Source organism: Streptomyces sp. NPDC015220, from assembly GCF_043079345.1.
In the GTDB taxonomy this organism is placed as follows: Bacteria; Actinomycetota; Actinomycetes; order Streptomycetales; family Streptomycetaceae; genus Streptomyces.
This window is the reverse complement of the sequence record NZ_JBIBUK010000003.1, coordinates 524,209-545,225: the sequence shown is the minus strand read 5'-3', so window position 1 is coordinate 545,225 and position 21,017 is coordinate 524,209. Positions and strand designations below refer to the sequence as shown.

The window sequence follows — 21,017 nt, the reverse complement described above, 5'->3', positions numbered from 1 at the left end:
TCAGCCCAGCTTGGAGACGTCCCGCACCGCGCCCCGGTCCGCGCTGGTGGCCATCGCGGCGTAGGCGCGCAGGGCCGCGGAGACCTTGCGGTCGCGGCCCTTGGGGGCGTACGCGCCGTTCAGGGCCTGCTCGCGGCGGGCCAGTTCCGCCTCGTCCACCAGGAGTTCGATGGTGCGGTTCGGGATGTCGATGCGGATGCGGTCGCCGTCCTCGACGAGCGCGATCGTGCCGCCGGAGGCCGCCTCGGGGGAGGCGTGGCCGATGGACAGGCCCGAGGTGCCGCCGGAGAAGCGGCCGTCGGTGATCAGGGCGCAGCTCTTGCCCAGGCCGCGGCCCTTGAGGTACGAGGTCGGGTAGAGCATCTCCTGCATGCCCGGGCCGCCCTTGGGGCCCTCGTAGCGGATGACGACGACGTCGCCCTCCTTGACCTGCTGGGTGAGGATCTTCTGGACGGCCTCCTCCTGCGACTCGCAGACGACCGCGGGGCCCTCGAAGGTCCAGATGGACTCGTCGACGCCCGCCGTCTTCACCACGCAGCCGTCGACCGCCAGGTTGCCCCTGAGGACCGCGAGGCCGCCGTCCTTCGAGTACGCGTGCTCCAGGGAGCGGATGCAGCCGCCCTCGGCGTCGGTGTCCAGGGCCTCCCAGCGCTCGGACTGGGAGAACGCCTCGGCGGAGCGGACGCAGCCGGGGGCCGCGTGCCACAGCTCGACCGCCTCGGCGGACGGGGAGCCGCCGCGGACGTCCCAGGTCTTCAGCCAGTCGGCCAGGGAAGGGCTGTGCACGGCGTGCACGTCCTCGTTGAGCAGGCCGGCCCGGTGCAGCTCGCCGAGCAGGGCGGGGATGCCGCCGGCGCGGTGCACGTCCTCCATGTAGTAGGTGCGGTCCTTGGCGACGTTCGGGGCGACCTTGGCCAGGCAGGGCACGCGGCGGGAGACCGCGTCGATCTCCGCCAGGCCGAACGTCACGCCCGCCTCCTGGGCGGCCGCCAGCAGGTGCAGGATCGTGTTGGTCGAGCCGCCCATGGCGATGTCGAGGGCCATGGCGTTCTCGAAGGCCGCGAAGGTGGCGACGTTGCGGGGCAGGACCGTGTCGTCGTCCTGCTCGTAGTAACGACGGGTGATGTCCATCACCGTGCGGGCGGCGTCGACGTAGAGCCGCTCGCGCGCGGTGTGGGTGGCCAGGACCGAGCCGTTGCCGGGCAGGGACAGGCCGATCGCCTCGGTGAGGCAGTTCATCGAGTTGGCGGTGAACATGCCGGAACAGCTGCCGCAGGTCGGACAGGCGTTCTCCTCGATGCGGAGGATGTCCTCGTCCGAGATCTTGTCGTTGGCGGCGTCGGCGATGGCGTCGATCAGGTCCAGGGTGCGGACGGTGCCGTCGACGAGGGTGGCGCGGCCGGCCTCCATGGGGCCGCCGGAGACGAAGACCGTCGGGATGTTCAGGCGCAGGGCGGCCATCAGCATGCCCGGGGTGATCTTGTCGCAGTTGGAGATGCACACCAGGGCGTCGGCGCAGTGGGCCTCGACCATGTACTCCACGCTGTCGGCGATCAGGTCGCGCGAGGGCAGCGAGTACAGCATGCCGCCGTGGCCCATCGCGATGCCGTCGTCGACGGCGATGGTGTTGAACTCCCGCGGGATGCCGCCCGCCTCACGGACCGCCTCGCTGACGATCCGGCCGACCGGCTGCAGGTGGGTGTGGCCGGGCACGAACTCGGTGAAGCTGTTGGCGATGGCGATGATCGGCTTCCGGCCGATGTCCGCACCGGGTACACCGGAGGCGCGCATAAGGGCGCGGGCGCCCGCCATGTTGCGGCCGTGGGTGACTGTGCGGGACCTCAGCTCGGGCATCGTCGCTCGCTCCTTCGGAGAGTTGTGCCGGAGGGTTCTGCCGGAAGCCGGGACCCGGGACACCGGACCGGCGGGATCGGAGGGCCGGTGGGCCGGGGAGTCGGGAGACCGTGGCGGCGTGGCAGAGTTCTGACTCGGTCGAGCCTACGCCGGTCATCCAGGGGTCGGGACACCGTGTCCGGAATGCGGGACGCGTGTCTCGTCGCACATCGGTTCGCACAGCGGCTCTCGCAGCGCTTCGCGCACCGGCTCGCACATCGGCTCCGGAGCGCGCGGGGGCCGGTCGCCGGGGCGCCCGCCCGAACCCGTGCGGACGCCCGGGCGGTCGTCCGTCGGCGGTCGTCCGTCGGGGCGCACCACGGGCTCACGGGCCGGCGAGGTGTCCCTGCACCACCGGGGCCAGCCGGGCGATGATCTGCTCCACGTCCGCCGAGGCCAGCGGCTCCACCTTGATCACGTACCGCAGGATCGCGCACCCCACCAGCTGGGCGGCGGCCAGTTCGGCGCGCAGCTCGGCGTCCGGCAGGTCGATCCGGCCGGCGATGCGGCGCAGCAGCTGGGCGGCGATCAGGCGGCGGAAGACGGCGGCGGCGGTGTCGTTGGTCAGCGCGGACCGGACGATCGCCAGCAGGGGGGTGCGGGTGGCGGGGTTCTCCCAGACGCCGACGACGGCACGGGTCAGGCACTCCCCGACCCGGTCCGGCGGGGCGTCGGCCAGCGCCTCCGGCGCGTTCAGTGCCGGTGCGAAGGCCACCTCGATCGCCGCCTCGAACACCTGCTCCTTGGTGCCGAAGTAGTGGTGGACCAGGGCCGAGTCGACCCCGGCGGCCTTGGCGATGCCGCGGACGGACGTCTTCTCGTAGCCGTGCTCGGAGAACTCCTCACGGGCAGCGGTCAGGATGTGGTCGCGGGTGTCCGCCGCCTCCGTGCGCCGGGGGCGGCCGCGGCCCCGGGTCGCCGCACCGGTCATCGCCGGGGCACCTTCACCGCCGCCGATGCCAGGTGGAGCCGGGTGAACGCCAGCGCCTCGGCGAGATCGGCCTCGCGCTCCGCGCTCGACATGGCGCGGCGGGTGTTGACCTCGATGACGACGTGCCCGTCGAAACCGGAGGTGGCGAGACGTTCCAGCAGTTCGGCGCAGGGCTGACCGCCCCGGCCGGGCACGAGGTGCTCGTCCTTGGCCGAGCCCTTGCCGTCGGCGAGGTGGACGTGACCGAGCCGGTCGCCCATGCGTTCGACCATCTTCAGCGCGTCGGTACGGGCCGTCGCGGCATGGCTGAGGTCGATCGTGAAGTGGCGGTAGTCGTCCTTGGTGACGTCCCAGTCGGGGGCGTAGGCGAGCATCTCGCGGTCGCGGTAGCGCCAGGGGTACATGTTCTCCACGGCGAACCGCACATCGGTCTCGTCCGCCATCCGCCAGATTCCGGTGACGAAGTCGCGGGCGTACTGGCGCTGCCAGCGGAACGGCGGGTGGACGACGACCGTGCTCGCGCCGAGCTTCTCGGCCGCCGCGCGGGCGCGCTGGAGCTTGGTCCAGGGATCGGTGGACCAGACCCGCTGCGTGATCAGCAGACAGGGGGCGTGAACGGCGAGGATCGGTATCCCGTGGTAGTCGCTGAGTCTGCGCAGCGCTTCGATGTCCTGGCTGACGGGGTCGGTCCACACCATGACCTCGACTCCGTCGTACCCGAGGCGCGCGGCGATCTCGAAGGCCGTCGCCGTCGACTCCGGATAGACGGACGCCGTCGACAGGGCGACCTTCGCATCCGGGACGCGCGCGACTGGCTCTGCCATGGGGGACAGGTTACGGGGTGCGGTGGGCGGGTGCGGGGCTCCTGCCCACGGTTGTGGTCTTCGCCATGTGCGGGCGCGGGACGGCCGTGCGCCGGTCCCCGGTCTCCGCCGTGGGTGGTGCGGGACGGCCGGAGTCGTCGGTGTCACACGGCCGGCCGGGGCGCGCGGCTGATCGGGGCTCGCCGGGGCACCTCGCTCGTCACACCGGGCTCGAAAGGATGTGACTCGTCACACCGGGCTCATGAGGACGTGACTCGTCACACCCGGTTCGTCGGGGCACGCGCCTCGTCGAAGCTCGTGCGGGGAGCGGGCCGCACCGGTCGACGGCTCCCGCGCCCGCGTCCGTGCCGCTCACCGCGTCGTTCCGTCCGTACGCTGCTCCCTCAGGCCGTTCCCATGTGGTCCAGGCGCCGCAGGATCACGCCCTCCCGCAGCGCCCACGGGCAGATCTCCAGCCGCTCCACGCCGAACAGGTCCATCGCGGCCTCGGCGACCAGGGCGCCCGCCAGGAGCTGGGTCGCGCGGCCGTCGGAGACGCCGGGCAGCTCGGCGCGCTCGTCGGCCGTCATCGCGGCCAGCCGCGGCACCCACGCCTCCAGGGACTCCCGCTTGAGCTCGCGCTGCACGTAGAGGCCCTCGGTGGAGCGCGCGGCCCCGGCGATGCGGGCGAGCTGCTTGAACGTCTTCGACGTGGCGACGACGTGGTCGGGGGCGCCGAAGCGGCTGAACTCGCCGACCGTCCGCGCGATCTCCGTACGGACGTGGCGGCGCAGTGCCCTGACGTCGTCCGGGTCGGGCGGGTCGCCGGGCAGCCAGCCGGCGGTGAGGCGGCCCGCGCCGAGCGGCAGCGACACGGCGGCGTCGGGTTCCTCGTCGATGCCGTAGGCGACCTCCAGGGAGCCGCCGCCGATGTCCAGGACCAGCAGTTTCCCCGCCGACCAGCCGAACCAGCGGCGGGCGGCGAGGAAGGTGAGGCGGGCCTCCTCCGCGCCGCTGAGCACCTGGAGCTCGACACCGGTCGCCTCCCGCACCCGGGCGAGGACGTCGTCGGCGTTGCCCGCCTCGCGCACGGCGGAGGTCGCGAACGGCAGCAGGTCCTCCACGCCCTTGTCCTCGGCGGCCTGGAGCGCGTCCCGGAGCACGGCGATCAGCCTGTCGATGCCCTCGGACCCGATCGCTCCGCCCTCCTCGAGGAGCTGGGCGAGGCGCAGCTCCACCTTGTGCGAGTGCGCGGGCAGCGGGCGGGCACCGGGGTGCGCGTCGACCACCAGCAGGTGGACCGTGTTCGAACCCACGTCGAGGACACCGAGTCTCATGTACGGAACGCTACTGCCACCCGGGCGGTGCTCCCCCTGGATCGCCCGGTCCGGGGAGGTCCCGGCGGACGTGCCGGGCGACTTACCCTGGACGCGTGCCAAAGACGAAAAAGGCGAAGACCGATAAATCGGCGGGCGCGGCGAAGACCGGTAAGCCGGAGGCCGGGCCCGGGAAGGGCCCGGAGCCCGACGAGAAGGGACTGGACTTCGCGCGCGCGTGGGTGGAGTTCCCGGACCCGGCCGACGACGAGCAGGTCTTCCGCTGCGATCTGACCTGGCTGACCTCCCGCTGGAACTGCATCTTCGGGAGCGGCTGCCAGGGCATTCAGGAGGGCCGCGCCGAGGACGGGTGCTGCACGCTGGGGGCGCACTTCTCCGACGAGGACGACGAGCGGCGGGTCGCCGAGCACGTGGCCAGGCTCACTCCGGACATCTGGCAGAACCACGCCGAGGGCACGAGGAACGGCTGGGTGTCCGAGGACGAGGAGGGGTCGCGGCAGACCCGTCCCTTCCAGGGCTCGTGCATCTTCCAGAACCGGCCCGGCTTCGCCGGCGGCATGGGCTGCTCCCTGCACATCCTGGCCCTCCGGGAGGGCCGTGAGCCGCTGGAGACCAAGCCGGACGTGTGCTGGCAGCTTCCGATCCGGCGGACCTTCGAGTGGATCGACCGCCCCGACGACACCCGGGTGCTCCAGGTGTCGATCGGCGAGTACGACCGCCGTGGCTGGGGCCCGGGCGGTCACGACCTGCACTGGTGGTGCACCTCGGCGACCTCGGCGCACGGCGCGGGCGACCCGGTGTACGTCTCCTACCGTGCGGAGCTGACCGAGCTGATGGGCAAGGCCGGCTACGACCGCCTGGTCGAGCTGTGCGAGGAACGGCTGGCCTCCCGGCTGCCGCTGCTCGCTCCGCATCCGGCGGATCCCACCCGGCCGGCCTGACCGGCCGGGCGACGGGTCGGCGGGCCGGGTGCGCCCTGGTTCGTGTGGGACGTGCGCCTCACGTGCGCCCTGACCCGTAGACCTGGGTCTCACAAGGACCCGCGCCCTGAACCTGGTTCCACGGCTCACACGCGCCCCGGCCCGTGGGCCTGGGACCCGTATGCGCCCCGATCGTTGGATCTGCGGCTCACACGCGCCTCGACCCGTGGGCCTGGGACCCGCATGCGCCCCGACCCGTGGGCCTACGGCTCACATGTGTTCCGGTCTGTCCGCCGGGCCGACACCGGCCCGGGCACGGTGCTTCCGTCCTGCCACCCGATCCGCCGGGGGGACGACACGCCTGGGGCCTCTCGCCCGGATCACTCCGGGCTCGGGGCGCCGGTGTCGGCCGGTGGCGGGGTCGAACCGCCCGGCTCGGACGGTGACGGCTGGGTCGGAGTGGTCGGTGCCGGGGTCGGGCCGGACGTCGGCGGGTCGGTCGGCGGGGTCTGCGAGGGGGCCGTGGGCGTCGGCGGAGCGGGGGTCGGGTGCGGGTGGCCGGCCGGGGGCGGATCGGCCGGCCGGGTGGGGGCCGGGTCGGCGGGGCTCGGTGCGGTGCCGTGGCCGTCGATGGTGATCACGGCTCCGGCGGGTGCGATCGCCACCCGTGCGCGCCAGTGGCCGGACGGCTCGCGCAGATGGTCGACGTACACCTTGATCGTCAGGGTTTCACCGGGCTTCAGGGTTCCCGAGGAGCGGCTCAGGTAGAGCCAGGGCGCTCCGGTGGACGCGGTCCAGCGGACCGCCGCGGGCCCGGACGCGGTCAGCGTGACGATCGTGGTGTCGTCGGCGCTCGACGCGGTCACGGTCAGGTGGCCGTCCTCGTGCCCGGTGCCGGCGGCGCCGACGACCGCCACCGAGACATCGGGCCGGGCGCTCGCGCGGTGGCGGGACCCGGGACCGGCGTTGGCGGTGTTCTCGTAGCCGCGGCCCGGCGGTCCGCCGGCCAGGGCGCCCGGCTCGCCCCCCTCGCGCGCGGTGGCGGACGGACCGGCCTGGCCCTCGCCGGTCGGGGTGCCCCGGTAGGCGGCCCACAGTGCCAGCACGGGAGCGGCAACCACGGTGGCGACGACCGTCGTCGTGATGGCACGCGCGCGCAGCCGGTCCCGGCGCGCGGCGCGGTCCTTGGGGTCCGTCGGGAAGCCGCGCCGGTCGAACCGCGGGGCGGCGCCCCGCGCGCGCGGGTGGAGCGTCATGGCGAGGTGCACGGCGGCGCGGGGCGCCCGCAGGACGGGCAGTTCGGCCGGGGTGACCGAGGCGCCGGGCCACCGGCCGGGAACCGCGCGCTGCGCGGTGCGGCGGCAGCGCGGACAGTCGTCGACGTGCCGGACGAGTTCGCGCCGCAGCGCCGTGCCGAGCACGAACCCGCTGTCGCCGGCGAGCACGGCCACCCCCGGGCAGCCGCCGGCCTCGACGACGGCGAGCGCCGCGCGGGTGCGTTCCACCTCGCAGGCGGCGGAGGCCAGCAGCTCGCGTGCGGCGGCGAGGCTCAGGCCGAGTACCGCGGCGACCTCGTGGCCGGCCAGGCGGTGGCGTACCGCGAGTTCGAGGGCCTCACGCTGTTCCGGGGTGGTGCCGGCGGCCTCGGGCCAAGCCAGCAGGGTGAGTTCGCGCCGCCGTTCCTCCTGGATCTCCTCCGGAACCGGCGGTGCCGGTGAGGCGGACGGGAGCTGTGCGCCAGGTGGGACCGGCGCGCCGCCCGGCCCTCGCCGGTCGTCCACGCGACGACCGTCACCGGGCCGGCCGTCACCGCGACGGCCACTGCCGTGGCGGTCGGCGGCGTGGGTGCCCTGGCGCCGCTGCCTGGCCGCGGACAGCTTGCGCAGGCACGCCCAGCGGGCCAGGGCGTAGAGCCAGGCCCTGCGCAGCGCCGCGTCGTCCGGGCCGCGCTGCCCGCGCCGCTCGGCGCATGCCAGCGCTTCCCCGAGGGCCGCCGTCGCCGCGTCGTGGTCGCACAGCACGGACAGGCAGTAGGTGAACAGGCCGTCGAGATACGGCTCGTAGCGGGCCGGCGGGCGCTCCGCCAGCGTGCGCGCGGCGGCGCGGTCGCGCGCCTCGCGGTCTGCCCGGTCCGCCCGGTGCGCACCGGTCGTGCGGGTCGTGGTCTCCGGACTGCTGCTCATCACCCGTGCGACCGTATGCGGCGGAGGTTCGTCCGTTCTTCCCTGTTGCGCACTTTTAATCCGTACGGGTGAAACGATCCATCAAAAGAGGACGGAGCCATTCCGCCGACGGACGGACCTCTTCCCCGCACCCGCCGTTCGAAATGCGTTCGAATACAGTGGGCGGGGTTGTCAGTGGCGGCGGTTACGGTTTCCCCCATGGCTGCCCGTACGAAGACCACCAAGGACCGCCCGTCCTACCGCTGCACGGAATGCGGCTGGCAGACGGCCAAGTGGCTCGGTCGCTGCCCCGAGTGCCAGGCCTGGGGCACCGTCGAGGAGTACGGCGCGCCTGCCGTCCGCACGACGGCGCCGGGCCGGGTCACCAGCTCGGCCCTGCCCATCGGCCAGGTCGACGGCCGACAGGCCACCGCCCGCTCCACCGGCGTGCCCGAGCTCGACCGGGTCCTGGGCGGCGGACTGGTCCCCGGCGCCGTCGTCCTGCTCGCGGGCGAACCCGGGGTCGGCAAGTCCACGCTGCTGCTGGACGTGGCCGCGAAGGCGGCCGACGACGAGCACCGCACGCTGTACGTCACGGGCGAGGAGTCCGCGAGCCAGGTCCGGTTGCGGGCCGACCGCATCGGCGCCATCGACGACCACCTGTACCTCGCCGCCGAGACGGATCTGGCCGCCGTCCTCGGCCACTTGGACGCGGTGAAGCCCTCGCTGCTCATCCTCGACTCGGTGCAGACGGTCGCCTCCCCCGAGATCGACGGCGCGCCCGGCGGGATGGCACAGGTGCGGGAGGTCGCGGGCGCGCTGATCCGCGCCTCCAAGGAGCGCGGCATGTCCACGCTCCTCGTGGGCCACGTCACCAAGGACGGCGCCATCGCCGGCCCGCGCCTGCTGGAGCACCTCGTGGACGTGGTGCTCCACTTCGAGGGCGACCGGCACGCGCGCCTGCGCCTGGTCCGCGGCGTCAAGAACCGCTACGGCGCGACGGACGAGGTCGGCTGCTTCGAGCTGCACGACGAGGGCATCACTGGCCTGGCCGACCCCAGCGGCCTGTTCCTGACCCGGCGCGCCGAACCGGTGCCCGGCACCTGCCTGACCGTCACCCTGGAGGGCCGCCGCCCCCTGGTCGCCGAGGTCCAGGCGCTCACCGTCGACTCCCAGATCCCCTCCCCGCGCCGTACGACGTCGGGTCTCGAGACCTCCCGCGTCTCGATGATGCTGGCCGTGCTGGAGCAGCGGGGCCGGATCAGCGCGCTGGGCAAGCGGGACATCTACTCGGCGACGGTCGGCGGCGTGAAGCTGTCCGAGCCGGCCGCCGACCTCGCGGTCGCCCTCGCCCTGGCGTCGGCCGCGAGCGACACCCCGCTGCCCAAGAACCTCGTCGCGATCGGCGAGGTGGGTCTGGCGGGCGAGGTCAGGCGGGTCACGGGCGTCCAGCGGCGGCTGGCCGAGGCCCACCGCCTGGGCTTCACGCACGCGCTCGTACCGGGCGATCCCGGCAAGGTGCCCGCGGGGATGAAGGTCCTGGAAGTGGCCGACATAGGGGACGCGCTGCGGGTGCTGCCGCGCTCCCGTCGCCGAGAGGCCCCACGGGAGCAGGAGGACCGCCGGTAGACTTTGCCCTGGTCTCGCCCGTCCGTACGAACCGTGTGTGCGAAACGGGAGCGCCTGAAGAACCCGCGACCGGAGGAGTGCAGTGGCAGCCAACGACCGGGCAGCAGCTCCCGGAAAGTCCGGTGGGAGTTCCGGCGCCGATGGCCTCATGCGCGCCTCGCTGAGCGCCGTGGCGCCCGGCACGGGACTGCGGGACGGCCTGGAGCGGGTGCTCCGCGGCAACACCGGCGGCCTGATCGTGCTCGGCTCCGACAAGACGGTCGAGACGATGTGCACGGGCGGCTTCGTCCTGGACGTCGAGTTCACGGCGACCCGCCTGCGGGAGCTGTGCAAGCTGGACGGCGGCATCGTGCTCTCCTCGGACCTGTCGAAGATCCTGCGGGCCGGCGTGCAGTTCGTGCCCGACGCGACGATTCCCACGGAGGAGACCGGCACCCGGCACCGCACGGCGGACCGGGTCAGCAAGCAGGTCGGCTTCCCGGTGGTCTCGGTGTCGCAGTCCATGCGTCTGATCGCCCTGTACGTCGACGGCCAGCGCCGCGTCCTGGAGGACTCCGCGGCGATCCTCTCCCGCGCCAACCAGGCCCTGGCCACTCTGGAGCGGTACAAGCTCCGCCTGGACGAGGTGGCGGGCACGCTGTCGGCGCTGGAGATCGAGGACCTGGTGACGGTCCGGGACGTCTCGGCGGTCTCGCAGCGCCTGGAGATGGTGCGCCGCATCGCCACCGAGATCGCCGAGTACGTGGTGGAGCTGGGTACCGACGGGCGCCTCCTGGCCCTCCAACTGGACGAGTTGATCGCGGGCGTCGAGCCCGAACGCGAACTGGTCGTGCGGGACTACGTCCCCGAGCCCACGGCGAAGCGCTCCCGCACGGTCGACGAGGCGCTCGCCGAACTCGACAAGCTCTCCCACGCCGAACTGCTCGAGATGTCCACCGTCGCCCGCGCCCTGGGCTACACCGGCTCGCCCGAGACCCTCGACTCGGCGGTCTCCCCGCGCGGTTTCCGGCTGCTGGCCAAGGTCCCGCGACTGCCCGGCGCGATCATCGACCGGCTGGTCGAGCACTTCGGCGGTCTGCAGAAGCTCCTCGCGGCCAGTGTCGACGACCTCCAGACGGTGGACGGCGTGGGCGAGGCCCGGGCGCGGAGCGTACGCGAGGGGCTCTCCCGGCTGGCGGAGTCGTCGATCCTCGAACGGTACGTCTGACGGCCGACCCCGGCCGAGCCCCGTGCCTTCCTGGGCCCTGTCCCCGTGCCGCTCCTGGTCCGGCGCGCTCCGGAACGGGACACCTGGTGCCGCAACGGGCAGCGTTCGCCCCGTGGCGACGCCCGGCACGCCTGCCCGAGCTCTTCGAGCGGGGAGCGCCCCCGGGGATCAGGCACCGGACGCCGTTCCTCGACGGTGAACGTCGCCTGCCGCGGACTAGTCCGCCGACAGCACGAACGACGTCTGGAGCTTGCCGTATCCCGGCACCTTCGCCTCCACCAGGTACGTGCCCGCCGCGGCCGAGCCCGCCGGAGGCGTGGCGCACTGCCGGGCGCTCGGCTTGCGGTCCCACCGCACCGTGTAGGTGATGCCGCTGCCCGCCGGCACGCGGTACAGCAGGCTCCCGGCCGTCTTCGGGCAGTCGGCGGACGACCAGTAGTCGTCACTGCTGTTGGCCTGACTGACCGTCACCACAGCCGACTTGGGGCCGAGGTCGACCTTGCAGTCACTGCCGGCGGAGCTCTTCGCGATCAGTTCGAAGGTGGGCGTCTCACCGGGGGCGTAGGAGTTGCGCACACTGCGCAGGCTCAACTTGACGTTGCCTGCTGTGCAGTCGGGCAGCGTGGTGCCGGCCGGCAACGCGGCGCCCGCGCCGCCACCGCCCTTGGCGCCGCCGTCCGGGCTCCCGCCGGACCCGCTCCCGGCCGAGCCGCCCGTTCCTTCCGGACCTCCGGAGCCGTCGCCGCCCGAACCCGCACCCGATCCGGAACCCGACCCGGTGGAGTCGCCGCCGCTGGACTCGTCGCGCCCGCCCGGGTGTTGGGTGATCGCCGGGCCGGATTCGGAGGGCCCCGGCGTGATGGTGGAGGGGGAGGGATTCTTGCCGTCGGGCGCGCCGCCGTTGTCCTTGTGCCCGCCTCCGCCGCCCGATGTGACGAGCCAGAGGATCAGCAGGGCCAGCAGGGCGAGTCCGGACAGCATGAGGACCCGCCGTCGCCAGTAGATGGAGGCGGGAAGCGGCCCGATCGGATTGCGCAGAGATCCCACGGCCCAAACTGTACGAGAGATCGCCGACTTCCCCCGCCCCACCCGCCGCGTCGGTGACAACTTTTCCGGATCATCATCACGGAAGCCGCCCCTCTCCCATGGGCGTTCGCCGGATCCTCTGTCCAACGGTCGCCGGGCGTGACGGAAACAGCCTGTCACTGACGCTCCGTGACGGCTCGTCAGTACGGTCACGCCGGGTCCCGAGCAGCCCTGCCCGGCCATCGGGGCAGGTACCCCTTCGGCAGCGTCCCTCGGACGAGCCGCACGGCGGGACCGCGGGACGACGGGACCGCGGGACGACGGGACTGCGGGACGACGGGGCACAGGCCCGGGGGCGTCGGGTGCGGGGTGGGCGACGCCGGTGTGACGGCCCCGCCCGCGGCCCCGACCCGCATGCGCGGAACACGAACGGAGAGCGGGGGCGGAACACGAGGCGCGCGGCCACGGAGCACCGCCGCGTCGTCCGGGTCCGCCGCCCGGCCCCACCACCCGGTGTTCCACCCCGGCCCCGCGCCCGGCCCCGGCACCCGGTCTCCCGTCCCGGCCCCGAGCCCGACCCATCACCCGGACCGTCCTCCCGCCCGCGCTTCCCGTCCGCGGCGTACGCGCCGTCCGTCCCACCGGGCGGCGGCGACCCACCGCCCGGTGTCACCTCACGCGGGCCGGTGCCGTCACGTGGCAGGATCGGAAGCGTCATGACTGCGCCCACACTGCCCCCGCACAGCAGCCCCACAGCCCCGGCCTCCGCCACCGGCGCGGCCACCGACGCCTCCGGCGCCCCGCTCGGCGAGACCCTGCACTCGCAGGTCATCACCTGGTTCGACGGCAACGCCCGTGACCTGCCCTGGCGGCGCGCCGACGCCGGCGCCTGGGGCGTGATGGTCAGCGAGTTCATGCTGCAGCAGACGCCGGTCAACCGCGTGCTGCCCGTCTACGAGCAGTGGCTCGAGCGCTGGCCGCGCCCCGCCGACCTCGCCAAGGAGGCGCCGGGCGAGGCCGTCCGCGCCTGGGGCCGGCTCGGCTATCCGCGCCGCGCCCTGCGCCTGCACGGCGCCGCGGTCGCCATAACGGAACGGCACGGCGGCGACGTACCGACCGAGCACTCGCAGCTGCTCGCCCTGCCCGGCATCGGCGAGTACACGGCGGCGGCGGTCGCCTCCTTCGCGTACGGACAGCGGCACGCCGTCCTCGACACCAACGTCCGCCGCGTCCTCGCGCGCGCGGTCACAGGTGTGCAGTACCCGCCGAACGCCACCACAGCGGCCGAACGCCGCCTGGCCCGCACCCTGCTGCCCGAGGACGAGGGGACCGCGGCCCGCTGGGCCGCCGCCTCCATGGAACTCGGCGCGCTGGTGTGCACGGCGAAGAACGAGTCGTGCCACCACTGCCCGATCGCCGCGCACTGCGCCTGGCGCCTCGCGGGCAAGCCCGCGCACGACGGCCCGCCGCGCCGGGGACAGACGTACGCCGGCACGGACCGGCAGGTGCGCGGCAAGCTCCTCGCCGTGCTGCGGGAAGCCCACACGCCGGTTCCCCAGGCGGTGCTGGACCGGGTGTGGCACGAACCGGTCCAGCGGGCCCGCGCCCTGGACGGGCTCGTCGCCGACGGTCTGGTGGAGCCGCTGGCGGGCGGCCTGTACCGGCTGCCGCTGACCTGACCCGCCCGGCCACCCGTCACCTGCCGCCTGTCGGCAGGCGGCTGTCGGCAGGCGCCTGTCGTCTGCCGACTGTCGGCAGGCGCCTCGCCGCCGGCGTCCGGCGCCCGTCGCGGCGCACACCGGCAACCGCACCCGACGCGTCGTCTGACACCCGGTCACCCCACAGCCGGATGACAGCTTCGGACGGCGTGACGGGTGCTCATGTCACAGGCAGACACACCAACTGACGGTACAAAAGGGCTTAAAGCGGACTAATCGGGCCGCCCCTTTACCCCGTTCCGACGTCCGTTACACAACCGACGCACAGCCGAGGGCTGGCCGCAGGCTGCTTCGGACAACGCCGTGACAACCCCTCCGTACCTTCATTTGCGTGCCCGACAGGCACCGGACGGCTGCTGACCACAGCCCGTCCGCACAACAGCTTTGTCTGCGGCGGATGACGGGCCGCACAACGGGGAGCGGAGGCGGTTGATCATGGCGCAGGGCGAGGTGCTCGAGTTCGAGGAGTACGTGCGTACCCGGCAGGACGCGCTGCTGCGCAGTGCACGCCGGCTGGTGCCGGACCCGGTCGACGCCCAGGACCTGCTCCAGACGGCGCTCGTCCGGACGTACGGGCGCTGGGACGGCATCGCCGACAAGCGGCTCGCCGACGCCTACCTGCGCCGCGTGATGATCAACACGCGTACGGAGTGGTGGCGGGCCCGGAAGCTGGAGGAGGTCCCGACCGAGCAGCTCCCGGAGGCGTGCGTCGAGGACTCCACCGAGCAGCACGCCGACCGCGCGCTCCTCATGGACATCATGAAAGTTCTCGCTCCCAAGCAGCGCAGCGTCGTCGTGCTGCGACACTGGGAGCAGATGTCCACGGAGGAGACGGCCGCGGCCCTCGGCATGTCCGCGGGAACGGTCAAGAGCACGCTGCACCGGGCGCTCGCCCGGCTCCGCGAGGAGCTGGAGGCCCGCGATCTGGACGCACGCGCGCTGGAGCGTGAGGAGCGGGAGCGTTGCGCGGCCTGACCGGCGGGGCCGGTGTCGATCCCGAGCCCAGTGAGGCTCGGAGAACCTTTCAGGCGGCGTTCACGGCGGTTGCCGTGCTCGCCGCCCTCGCCCTTTTGGTGTCCGCCTGCGGCACGAGCGGCACGGGCACCCGCGACGAGGGACCGGCCCACGCCGGCAGCTCGGTGGCGGGCGCCGTCGCCTCCGCCTCGCCGGTCCCCAGCGACTCGCCGCAGCCGGCGGTGAACGCGGTCCGGCTCATCCAGGACGACCCGAAGGTCTCGGCCACGGTGAAGCGCGGGCTCAAGCCGTGCTCGGCCGACGAGTACCCGGTCGACGTGTCCTACGGCAAGCTGACCGGAGGCCCCGCCGACGACATCGTGGTCAACGTGCTGACCTGCGGAGACGCGATCGGTATGGGCGCGTACGTGTACCGCGAGCGGGGCAGCCGGTACGAGAACGTGTTCGCGAGCGAGGAGCCGCCGGTCTACGCCGAGATCGACCGCGGCGACCTGGTGGTGACCAAGCAGGTGTACGAGAAGGACGACCCGGTGTCGAACCCGTCCGGCGAGGACGTGATCACCTACCGCTGGAAAGGGACCCGGTTCGCCGAGGCGTTCAGCACGCGCAACGAGTACAGCAAGGCCGTCGGTGGGGGCGCGACGAAGGCGCCGGCCCCGGAGCCGGACAACTGACCACGAGAGAATGCCGGTGTCGTGAACCGGCGTGAACCGATCTGGCCCGCCGATCCGATCTCCCGGTGAAGGCGCGATCGACACACCGTCGCGTCCGGGCACGACGGGCACGCACGCGTCCGGGGTGAACGCGGAGCGGGCCGGAGGCGTCCACACCAGTGAGCGCACCATTCGAAGCACAGAGGACTGAGAGCACCGGGATGGCAGAGCAGACCCACGTCCTGTTCGTCGAGGACGACGATGTCATCCGCGAGGCCACGCAGCTCGCCCTGGAGCGGGACGGCTTCGCGGTCACGGCGATGCCCGACGGCCTGTCGGGCCTGGAGGCGTTCCGGGCGGACCGGCCCGACATCGCGCTGCTGGACGTCATGGTCCCCGGACTGGACGGCGTCAGTCTGTGCCGCCGCATCCGCGACGAGTCCACGGTCCCGGTGATCATGCTGTCGGCGCGCGCGGACTCCATCGACGTCGTCCTGGGCCTGGAGGCGGGCGCCGACGACTACGTGACCAAGCCCTTCGACGGCGCCGTCCTGGTCGCCCGGATCCGCGCGGTGCTGCGCCGCTTCGGGCACGCGGGCGGCGCCCGGGCCGAGGCGGACTCCGCCGAGGTGGCCGGCGGGGTGCTGACCTTCGGCGACCTGGAGGTCGACACCGACGGCATGGAGGTGCGCCGGGCCGGCCGGCCGGTGGCGCTCACCCCGACCGAGATGCGCCTGCTCCTGGAGTTCTCCTCCGCGCCGGGCACGGTGCTGTCCCGGGACAAGCTCCTGGAGCGCGTGTGGGACTACGGCTGGGGCGGTGACACCCGGGTCGTCGACGTCCATGTGCAGCGGCTGCGCGCGAAGATCGGCCAGGACCGGATCGAGACGGTCCGCGGCTTCGGCTACAAGCTGAAGGCCTGAGCGGGCGGGCCATGCGGGGGATCACACGACGCCTGCTCCCCGAGCGCCTGGAGCGGGCCGGCATCCATACGGGTCTGCGGTGGAAGCTCAGCGCGGCGATCGCTCTGGTCGGCGCCCTGGTGGCGATCGCGCTGAGCCTGGTCGTGCACGACGCCGCCCGGGTGTCGATGCTGGACAACGCGCGCGACCTGGCGGACCAGCGTCTGGTGGACGCCCAGCCGCTCTACGAGCGCCCCGGCCGGCGGCCGGCCTCCTCGATCTTCAAGGTCGACGACCCGATGCTGCCGCCCGTGCTGCAACGGAAGGTGCAGGACGGCCGGCGGGCCACCTACGTCACCGACCACCGCGGCGGCGTACCGGACATCTGGGCGGCCATGCCGATCAAGGGCGGGCACGTGCTCTCCCTGCACACGCACTTCACCGACCGCAGCGCGAACATCCTCAGGGACCTCGACCAGGCCCTGGTGATCGGCTCGATCGCGGTCGTGCTGGGCGGCAGCGCGCTCGGCGTGCTCATCGGCGGGCAGCTCTCCGGCCGGCTGCGCAAGGCGGCGGCCGCCGCGAACCAGGTCGCCAAGGGCGAGCCGGACGTACGGGTCCGGGACGCCATCGGCGGTGTCGTACGCGACGAGACCGACGATCTCGCGCGCGCGGTGGACGCGATGGCGGACGCGCTGCAGCAGCGTCTGGAGGCGGAGCGGCGCGTCACCGCCGACATCGCGCACGAACTGCGCACCCCGGTGACCGGACTGCTGACGGCCGCCGAACTGCTGCCCCCCGGTCGTCCCACCGAGCTGGTCCTGGACCGGGCGAAGGCCATGCGCACGCTGGTGGAGGACGTGCTGGAGGTCGCCCGGCTCGACAGCGCCTCGGAACGGGCCGAGCTCCAGGACATCGTGCTCGGCGAGTTCGTCGCCCGGCGGGTGGCGGCGAAGGACCCGGACATCGAGGTGCGGGTGGTGCACGAGTCGATGGTCACCACCGATCCGCGGCGCCTGGAACGGGTGCTGTTCAACCTGCTCGCCAACGCCGCCCGGCACGGCAGGCCGCCGATCGAGGTGACCGTCGAGGGGCGGGTCATCCGGGTCCGGGACCACGGTCCCGGCTTCCCGGAGAACCTGCTCGCCGAGGGGCCGAGCCGCTTCCGCACCGGCAGCGCGGACCGCGCCGGGCACGGTCACGGCCTCGGCCTGACCATCGCCGCCGGTCAGGCCCGCGTCCTCGGCGCCCGGCTGACCTTCCGCAACGTGCGCCCCGCGGGCGCCCCCGAGCACGTCCCCGCCGAGGGCGCGGTCGCCGTGCTGTGGCTGCCCGAGCACGCGCCGACGAACACGGGCAGCTACCCGATGCTGCCGCAGCAGGAGGAGTGACCCCGGCCCGGGACGGCCCGGCGAACCCGGTCGGCCCGGCCGCCGTCCCGGGCCGGCGCAGGCGCCGGCCTATGACGAAGGCCCCCGGCGACGGCCGGGGGCCTTGTCCACTGCGGCGGGCTCCGCGGGGTTTCCCGGGGCTCCCCCGGTCCGGGTGGGCCCTCCCGGCTCCCCGGGGACTCAGACCGCCTCCGCGAGCCCCTCACGGGCGGCGGCGCCGCTCGCCCCGTCGTCCCCCTCGGGCTTCGCCGCGGCGGGGCCGGCGCCCTTCAGCGGCACCTCCTTGACGAACACCGCCGCGACCAGCGCGAGGACGCCGACCACGGAACCCAGCAGGAACGCCGAGTGCGTGCCGGAGGACACCGCGTGCTGGTACGCCTCCCGGGCCACCGCGGGCAGCTTCTCCAGGCTCTTGGCGTCCAGCTGTGCGGACTTCTCCGTCATCTTGGAGCCCAGCGCGCCGGCCCGCTCGGCCATGACGTGCTGCACCCGGTTGTTGAACAGCGCGCCCATGATCGCCACGCCGAAGGACGAGCCGAGGGTACGGAAGAGGGTGGTGGACGAGGAGGCCACGCCCATGTCCTTCATCTCCACGCTGTTCTGCGCGACCAGCATGGTGATCTGCATCAGACAGCCCATGCCCGCGCCCAGGACGGCCATGTAGAGGCCGGAGGTGAACCGGGTGGTGCCCGTGTCCATCATGGAGAGCAGGTACAGGCCCACGACCATCAGGACGCTGCCGACGACCGGGAAGATCTTGTACCGGCCGCTGTTGGTGGTGACCCGGCCCGCGATCATCGACACGACCAGCATCGCGCCGAGCATGGGCAGGAGCAGCAGTCCGGAGTTGGTCGCGGACGCGCCCTGCACCGACTGCTGGTACAGCGGGAGGAAGAGCACGGCGCCGAACATCACGAAGCCGGTGATGAAGCCGATCAGCGACATCAGGGTGAAGTTGCGGCTGCGGAAGATGTGCAGCGGCACGATCGGCTCGGCGGCCCTGGTCTGCCAGAAGACGAACCCGACCAGCGCGACCACGCCGATCGCGGTCAGCTCCATGATCCGCGCGGAGGTCCAGGCGTACTCCGAGCCGCCCCAGGTGGTGACGAGCACGATGGAGCTGATGCCGAGGGTGAGCAGCGCCGCGCCCAGGTAGTCGACCCGCGCCTGCGAGCGCTTCTTCGGCAGGTGCAGTACGACGCTGATCGCGACGAGCGCCACCGCGCCGAGCGGCAGGTTGATGTAGAAGGCCCAGCGCCAGCCCCAGTTGTCGGTGATGGTGCCGCCGACCAGGGGGCCGCCGATCATCGCCAGCGCCATGACGCCGGCCATCATGCCCTGGTACTTGCCCCGCTCCCGGGGCGGGATCAGGTCGCCGATGATGGCCATCACGCCGACCATCAGGCCGCCGGCACCCAGGCCCTGCACCGCGCGGAAGCCGATCAGCTGGCCCATGTCCTGCGCCATGCCGCTGAGCGCGGAGCCGAGCAGGAAGAGAACGATGGAGGTCATGAAGGCGCCCTTGCGCCCGTACATGTCACCGAGCTTGCCCCACAGCGGGGTCGCCGCGGCGGTGGCCAGGGTGTACGCGGTCACCACCCAGGACAGGTGCTGGAGGCCGCCGAGCTCGCCGACGATCGTCGGCATCGCGGTGCCCACGATCATGTTGTCGAGCATCGCGAGCATCATCGCGATCATGAGCGCGAGCAGGACGACCCGCACACTCCTGGGCTGTTTGTCCGCCTGCCCGGTGTCGGTCCCGGCTATCGGTGCGTCCGCCATGCGATCCCACTCCCCCAGTTGCGCCTACTTACTTGCCGACCGGCAAGTCACTACACTCCGGAAGGTAGAGGTTTACTAGCCGGGCGTCAAGTAAGTTTCCGTCGACCGGCCGGCAGGCAGGTTCTCAGGGAGTGCGAGGAGTACGAGGATGGGCGGCACGATGGACGGCAGCAGGCAACAGCGCCGCGGAAACACCCGCCAGCGCATCCAGGACGTGGCCCTCGAACTCTTCGCGGAGCAGGGCTACGAGAAGACCTCCCTGCGCGAGATCGCCGAGCGCCTGGACGTCACCAAGGCGGCGCTCTACTACCACTTCAAGACGAAGGAAGAGATCCTCGTCAGCGTCTTCGGGGACCTGACGCAGCCGATCGAGGAGCTGATCGAGTGGGGCCGGGAGCAGCCCCACACCCTGGAGACCAAACAGGAGATCGTCCGCCGGTACGGCGAGGCGCTCAGCGGGGCCGCGCCCCTCTTCCGCTTCATGCAGGAGAACCAGGCGACGGTGCGCGAGCTGCGCATCGGCGACACCTTCAAGGACCGGATGACCCATCTGCGGGACATCATCATCGATCCGGAGGCGAGCCTGACGGACCAGGTGAGGTGCATCAGCGCCCTGTTCACGCTGCACGCGGGCATGTTCGTCATGCGGGACCTCGAAGGCGACCCCGACGACAAGCGCAAGGCCGTCCTCGAGGTCGCCATCGATCTGGTGACCCAGGCCCACCGGGGGGCGCACGGGTCCTGAGGCGCACCGCTTCCCGGAACGCCGCACCGCCGCCCTGCCGAGATCAGCGGGCGGCGGTGTGGAGAAACGTTCAGCCAGACGGCCGGCCGACCGGTGCGTGAGCCGGCCGGCCGTCGGCCGGGTTCAGGGCGTCGCTCAGACGTTGACGCCGTGGGCGCGCAGGAAGGCGACCGGGTTGACCGCCGAACCGTAGTTCGGGGTCGTACGGATCTCGAAGTGCAGGTGCGGGCCGGTGGTGTTGCCGGTGTTGCCGGACAGGGCTATGTGCTGACCGGTGGCGACGACCTGGCCGACCTTCACGTCGATGCGGGAGAGGTGGGCGTACTGCGAGTACGTGCCGTTCTCGTGCTTGACGACGATGGCGTTGCCGTAGGCGGGGCCGTCGCCGCCGCCGTTGGGGCCGGCCTTGACGACCGTGCCGCCGTGCGCCGCGACGACCTCGGTGCCGATCGGCACGGCGAAGTCCTGACCGCTGTGCTTGTGCATCCAGTGGCTGCCGCCCTGGTCGAAGGTGGCGGTGAGGGTGTAGTGCTTCACCGGGTCGACCCAGGCGGCGGCCGACTTGGCAACGGTGGCGGTGGGGGCCGCCGCGGTCTCGGCGGCGGACGCTACTCCCGCGCCCATCGCGACCGAGACTCCCAGGCCGGCGGCCAGGACGGCGGCGCGGGTACGGAGCTTGGTGGCACGGGCGGAACGGGACGTGGCGCGCTGGAACATCGAAACCTCGTGGTGTGGGGGACATGAGAACCACCCGGAGATCTGTGCCTTCGCCGGGCGGGCACCACCTTGGTAACCCCACCCGTCCGCCGCCCTCAAGCACCCCTACTACGACGAAACCTAGTAAGTAGTGACAGTGGCGTACGTCTCTTGACACTCTCCCCAATTCGGACAAAGTGCCTGTAGAGACCCCATGTCGCACTGATTCGTCGGATGAAATATCCGG

At 72.8% G+C, this 21,017-nt stretch carries 17 protein-coding genes; 9 read left to right on the top strand and 8 right to left on the bottom strand.

The window, feature by feature from the left end:
• The 4 genes from ilvD to ACF061_RS11525 all read right to left on the bottom strand — a co-directional run bounded on the left by ilvD (position 1) and on the right by ACF061_RS11525 (position 4,964).
• Positions 1-1,854, bottom strand: coding sequence for a dihydroxy-acid dehydratase (gene ilvD / locus ACF061_RS11540; protein WP_392266617.1), 1,854 nt, complete (start codon positions 1,852-1,854; stop codon positions 1-3).
• Between the two features lie 364 nt (positions 1,855-2,218).
• Complete coding sequence (locus ACF061_RS11535) at positions 2,219-2,824, bottom strand: TetR family transcriptional regulator (RefSeq protein WP_392266616.1); 606 nt, start codon at positions 2,822-2,824, stop codon at positions 2,219-2,221.
• Positions 2,821-3,648: a sugar phosphate isomerase/epimerase family protein gene (locus ACF061_RS11530; RefSeq protein WP_392266615.1), complete on the bottom strand. Its 828-nt coding sequence runs from the start codon at positions 3,646-3,648 to the stop codon at positions 2,821-2,823. The genes ACF061_RS11535 and ACF061_RS11530 overlap by 4 nt, the downstream gene beginning before the upstream one ends.
• Before the next feature lie 383 nt (positions 3,649-4,031).
• Positions 4,032-4,964, bottom strand: a complete 933-nt coding sequence (locus tag ACF061_RS11525) for a Ppx/GppA family phosphatase (protein WP_392266614.1) — start codon at positions 4,962-4,964, stop codon at positions 4,032-4,034.
• 95 nt (positions 4,965-5,059) lie between these two features.
• Between ACF061_RS11525 and ACF061_RS11520 the strand changes: the two genes are divergently transcribed.
• Positions 5,060-5,905, top strand: a complete 846-nt coding sequence (locus ACF061_RS11520; RefSeq protein WP_392266613.1) for a hypothetical protein — start codon at positions 5,060-5,062, stop codon at positions 5,903-5,905.
• A gap of 359 nt (positions 5,906-6,264) precedes the next feature.
• Here ACF061_RS11520 and ACF061_RS11515 read toward each other — a convergent pair whose 3' ends face one another.
• Positions 6,265-8,067, bottom strand: a complete 1,803-nt coding sequence (locus ACF061_RS11515; RefSeq protein ID WP_392266612.1) for a hypothetical protein — start codon at positions 8,065-8,067, stop codon at positions 6,265-6,267.
• Positions 8,068-8,265: 198 nt separating this feature from the next.
• Between ACF061_RS11515 and radA the strand changes: the two genes are divergently transcribed.
• Both radA and disA read left to right on the top strand, forming a co-directional pair.
• A complete protein-coding gene (gene radA, locus ACF061_RS11510) occupies positions 8,266-9,675 on the top strand; it encodes a DNA repair protein RadA (RefSeq protein WP_392266611.1) in 1,410 nt (469 codons plus the stop codon).
• An 82-nt stretch (positions 9,676-9,757) separates the two neighbouring features.
• A complete protein-coding gene (disA, locus tag ACF061_RS11505; RefSeq protein WP_392266610.1) occupies positions 9,758-10,882 on the top strand; it encodes a DNA integrity scanning diadenylate cyclase DisA in 1,125 nt (374 codons plus the stop codon).
• A 216-nt stretch (positions 10,883-11,098) separates the two neighbouring features.
• Here the strand turns inward: disA and ACF061_RS11500 are convergent, their stop codons facing one another.
• Entirely contained in the window at positions 11,099-11,929 is an 831-nt protein-coding gene (locus ACF061_RS11500; protein WP_392266609.1) for a hypothetical protein, read from the bottom strand.
• Positions 11,930-12,624: 695 nt separating this feature from the next.
• On the opposite strand from ACF061_RS11500, the gene ACF061_RS11495 reads away from it, so the two are divergent.
• The 5 genes from ACF061_RS11495 to cseC all read left to right on the top strand — a co-directional run bounded on the left by ACF061_RS11495 (position 12,625) and on the right by cseC (position 17,547).
• On the top strand, positions 12,625-13,587 hold the full coding sequence (locus ACF061_RS11495; RefSeq protein WP_392266608.1) for an A/G-specific adenine glycosylase: 963 nt from the start codon (positions 12,625-12,627) through the stop codon (positions 13,585-13,587).
• A 474-nt stretch (positions 13,588-14,061) separates the two neighbouring features.
• Positions 14,062-14,601 (top strand): SigE family RNA polymerase sigma factor, encoded by a 540-nt coding sequence (locus ACF061_RS11490; RefSeq protein WP_392266607.1) that lies wholly within the window; start codon positions 14,062-14,064, stop codon positions 14,599-14,601.
• Positions 14,589-15,275, top strand: coding sequence for a hypothetical protein (locus ACF061_RS11485; protein WP_392266606.1), 687 nt, complete (start codon positions 14,589-14,591; stop codon positions 15,273-15,275). The genes ACF061_RS11490 and ACF061_RS11485 overlap by 13 nt, the downstream gene beginning before the upstream one ends.
• Before the next feature lie 200 nt (positions 15,276-15,475).
• Positions 15,476-16,177 carry a two-component system response regulator CseB gene (gene cseB, locus ACF061_RS11480; RefSeq protein WP_392266605.1) on the top strand — a complete coding sequence of 234 codons (702 nt, stop codon included), beginning with the start codon at positions 15,476-15,478 and terminating at the stop codon, positions 16,175-16,177.
• An 11-nt stretch (positions 16,178-16,188) separates the two neighbouring features.
• On the top strand, positions 16,189-17,547 hold the full coding sequence (cseC, locus tag ACF061_RS11475; protein ID WP_392266604.1) for a two-component system sensor histidine kinase CseC: 1,359 nt from the start codon (positions 16,189-16,191) through the stop codon (positions 17,545-17,547).
• Positions 17,548-17,727: 180 nt separating this feature from the next.
• Here cseC and ACF061_RS11470 read toward each other — a convergent pair whose 3' ends face one another.
• On the bottom strand, positions 17,728-19,329 hold the full coding sequence (locus tag ACF061_RS11470; protein ID WP_392266603.1) for an MDR family MFS transporter: 1,602 nt from the start codon (positions 19,327-19,329) through the stop codon (positions 17,728-17,730).
• Between the two features lie 148 nt (positions 19,330-19,477).
• Here ACF061_RS11470 and ACF061_RS11465 point away from each other — a divergent pair, with 148 nt between their 5' ends.
• Entirely contained in the window at positions 19,478-20,074 is a 597-nt protein-coding gene (locus ACF061_RS11465; RefSeq protein WP_392266602.1) for a TetR/AcrR family transcriptional regulator, read from the top strand.
• 135 nt (positions 20,075-20,209) lie between these two features.
• Here the strand turns inward: ACF061_RS11465 and ACF061_RS11460 are convergent, their stop codons facing one another.
• Positions 20,210-20,791 (bottom strand): M23 family metallopeptidase, encoded by a 582-nt coding sequence (locus tag ACF061_RS11460; protein ID WP_392266601.1) that lies wholly within the window; start codon positions 20,789-20,791, stop codon positions 20,210-20,212.
• Positions 20,792-21,017: the final 226 nt, after the last annotated feature.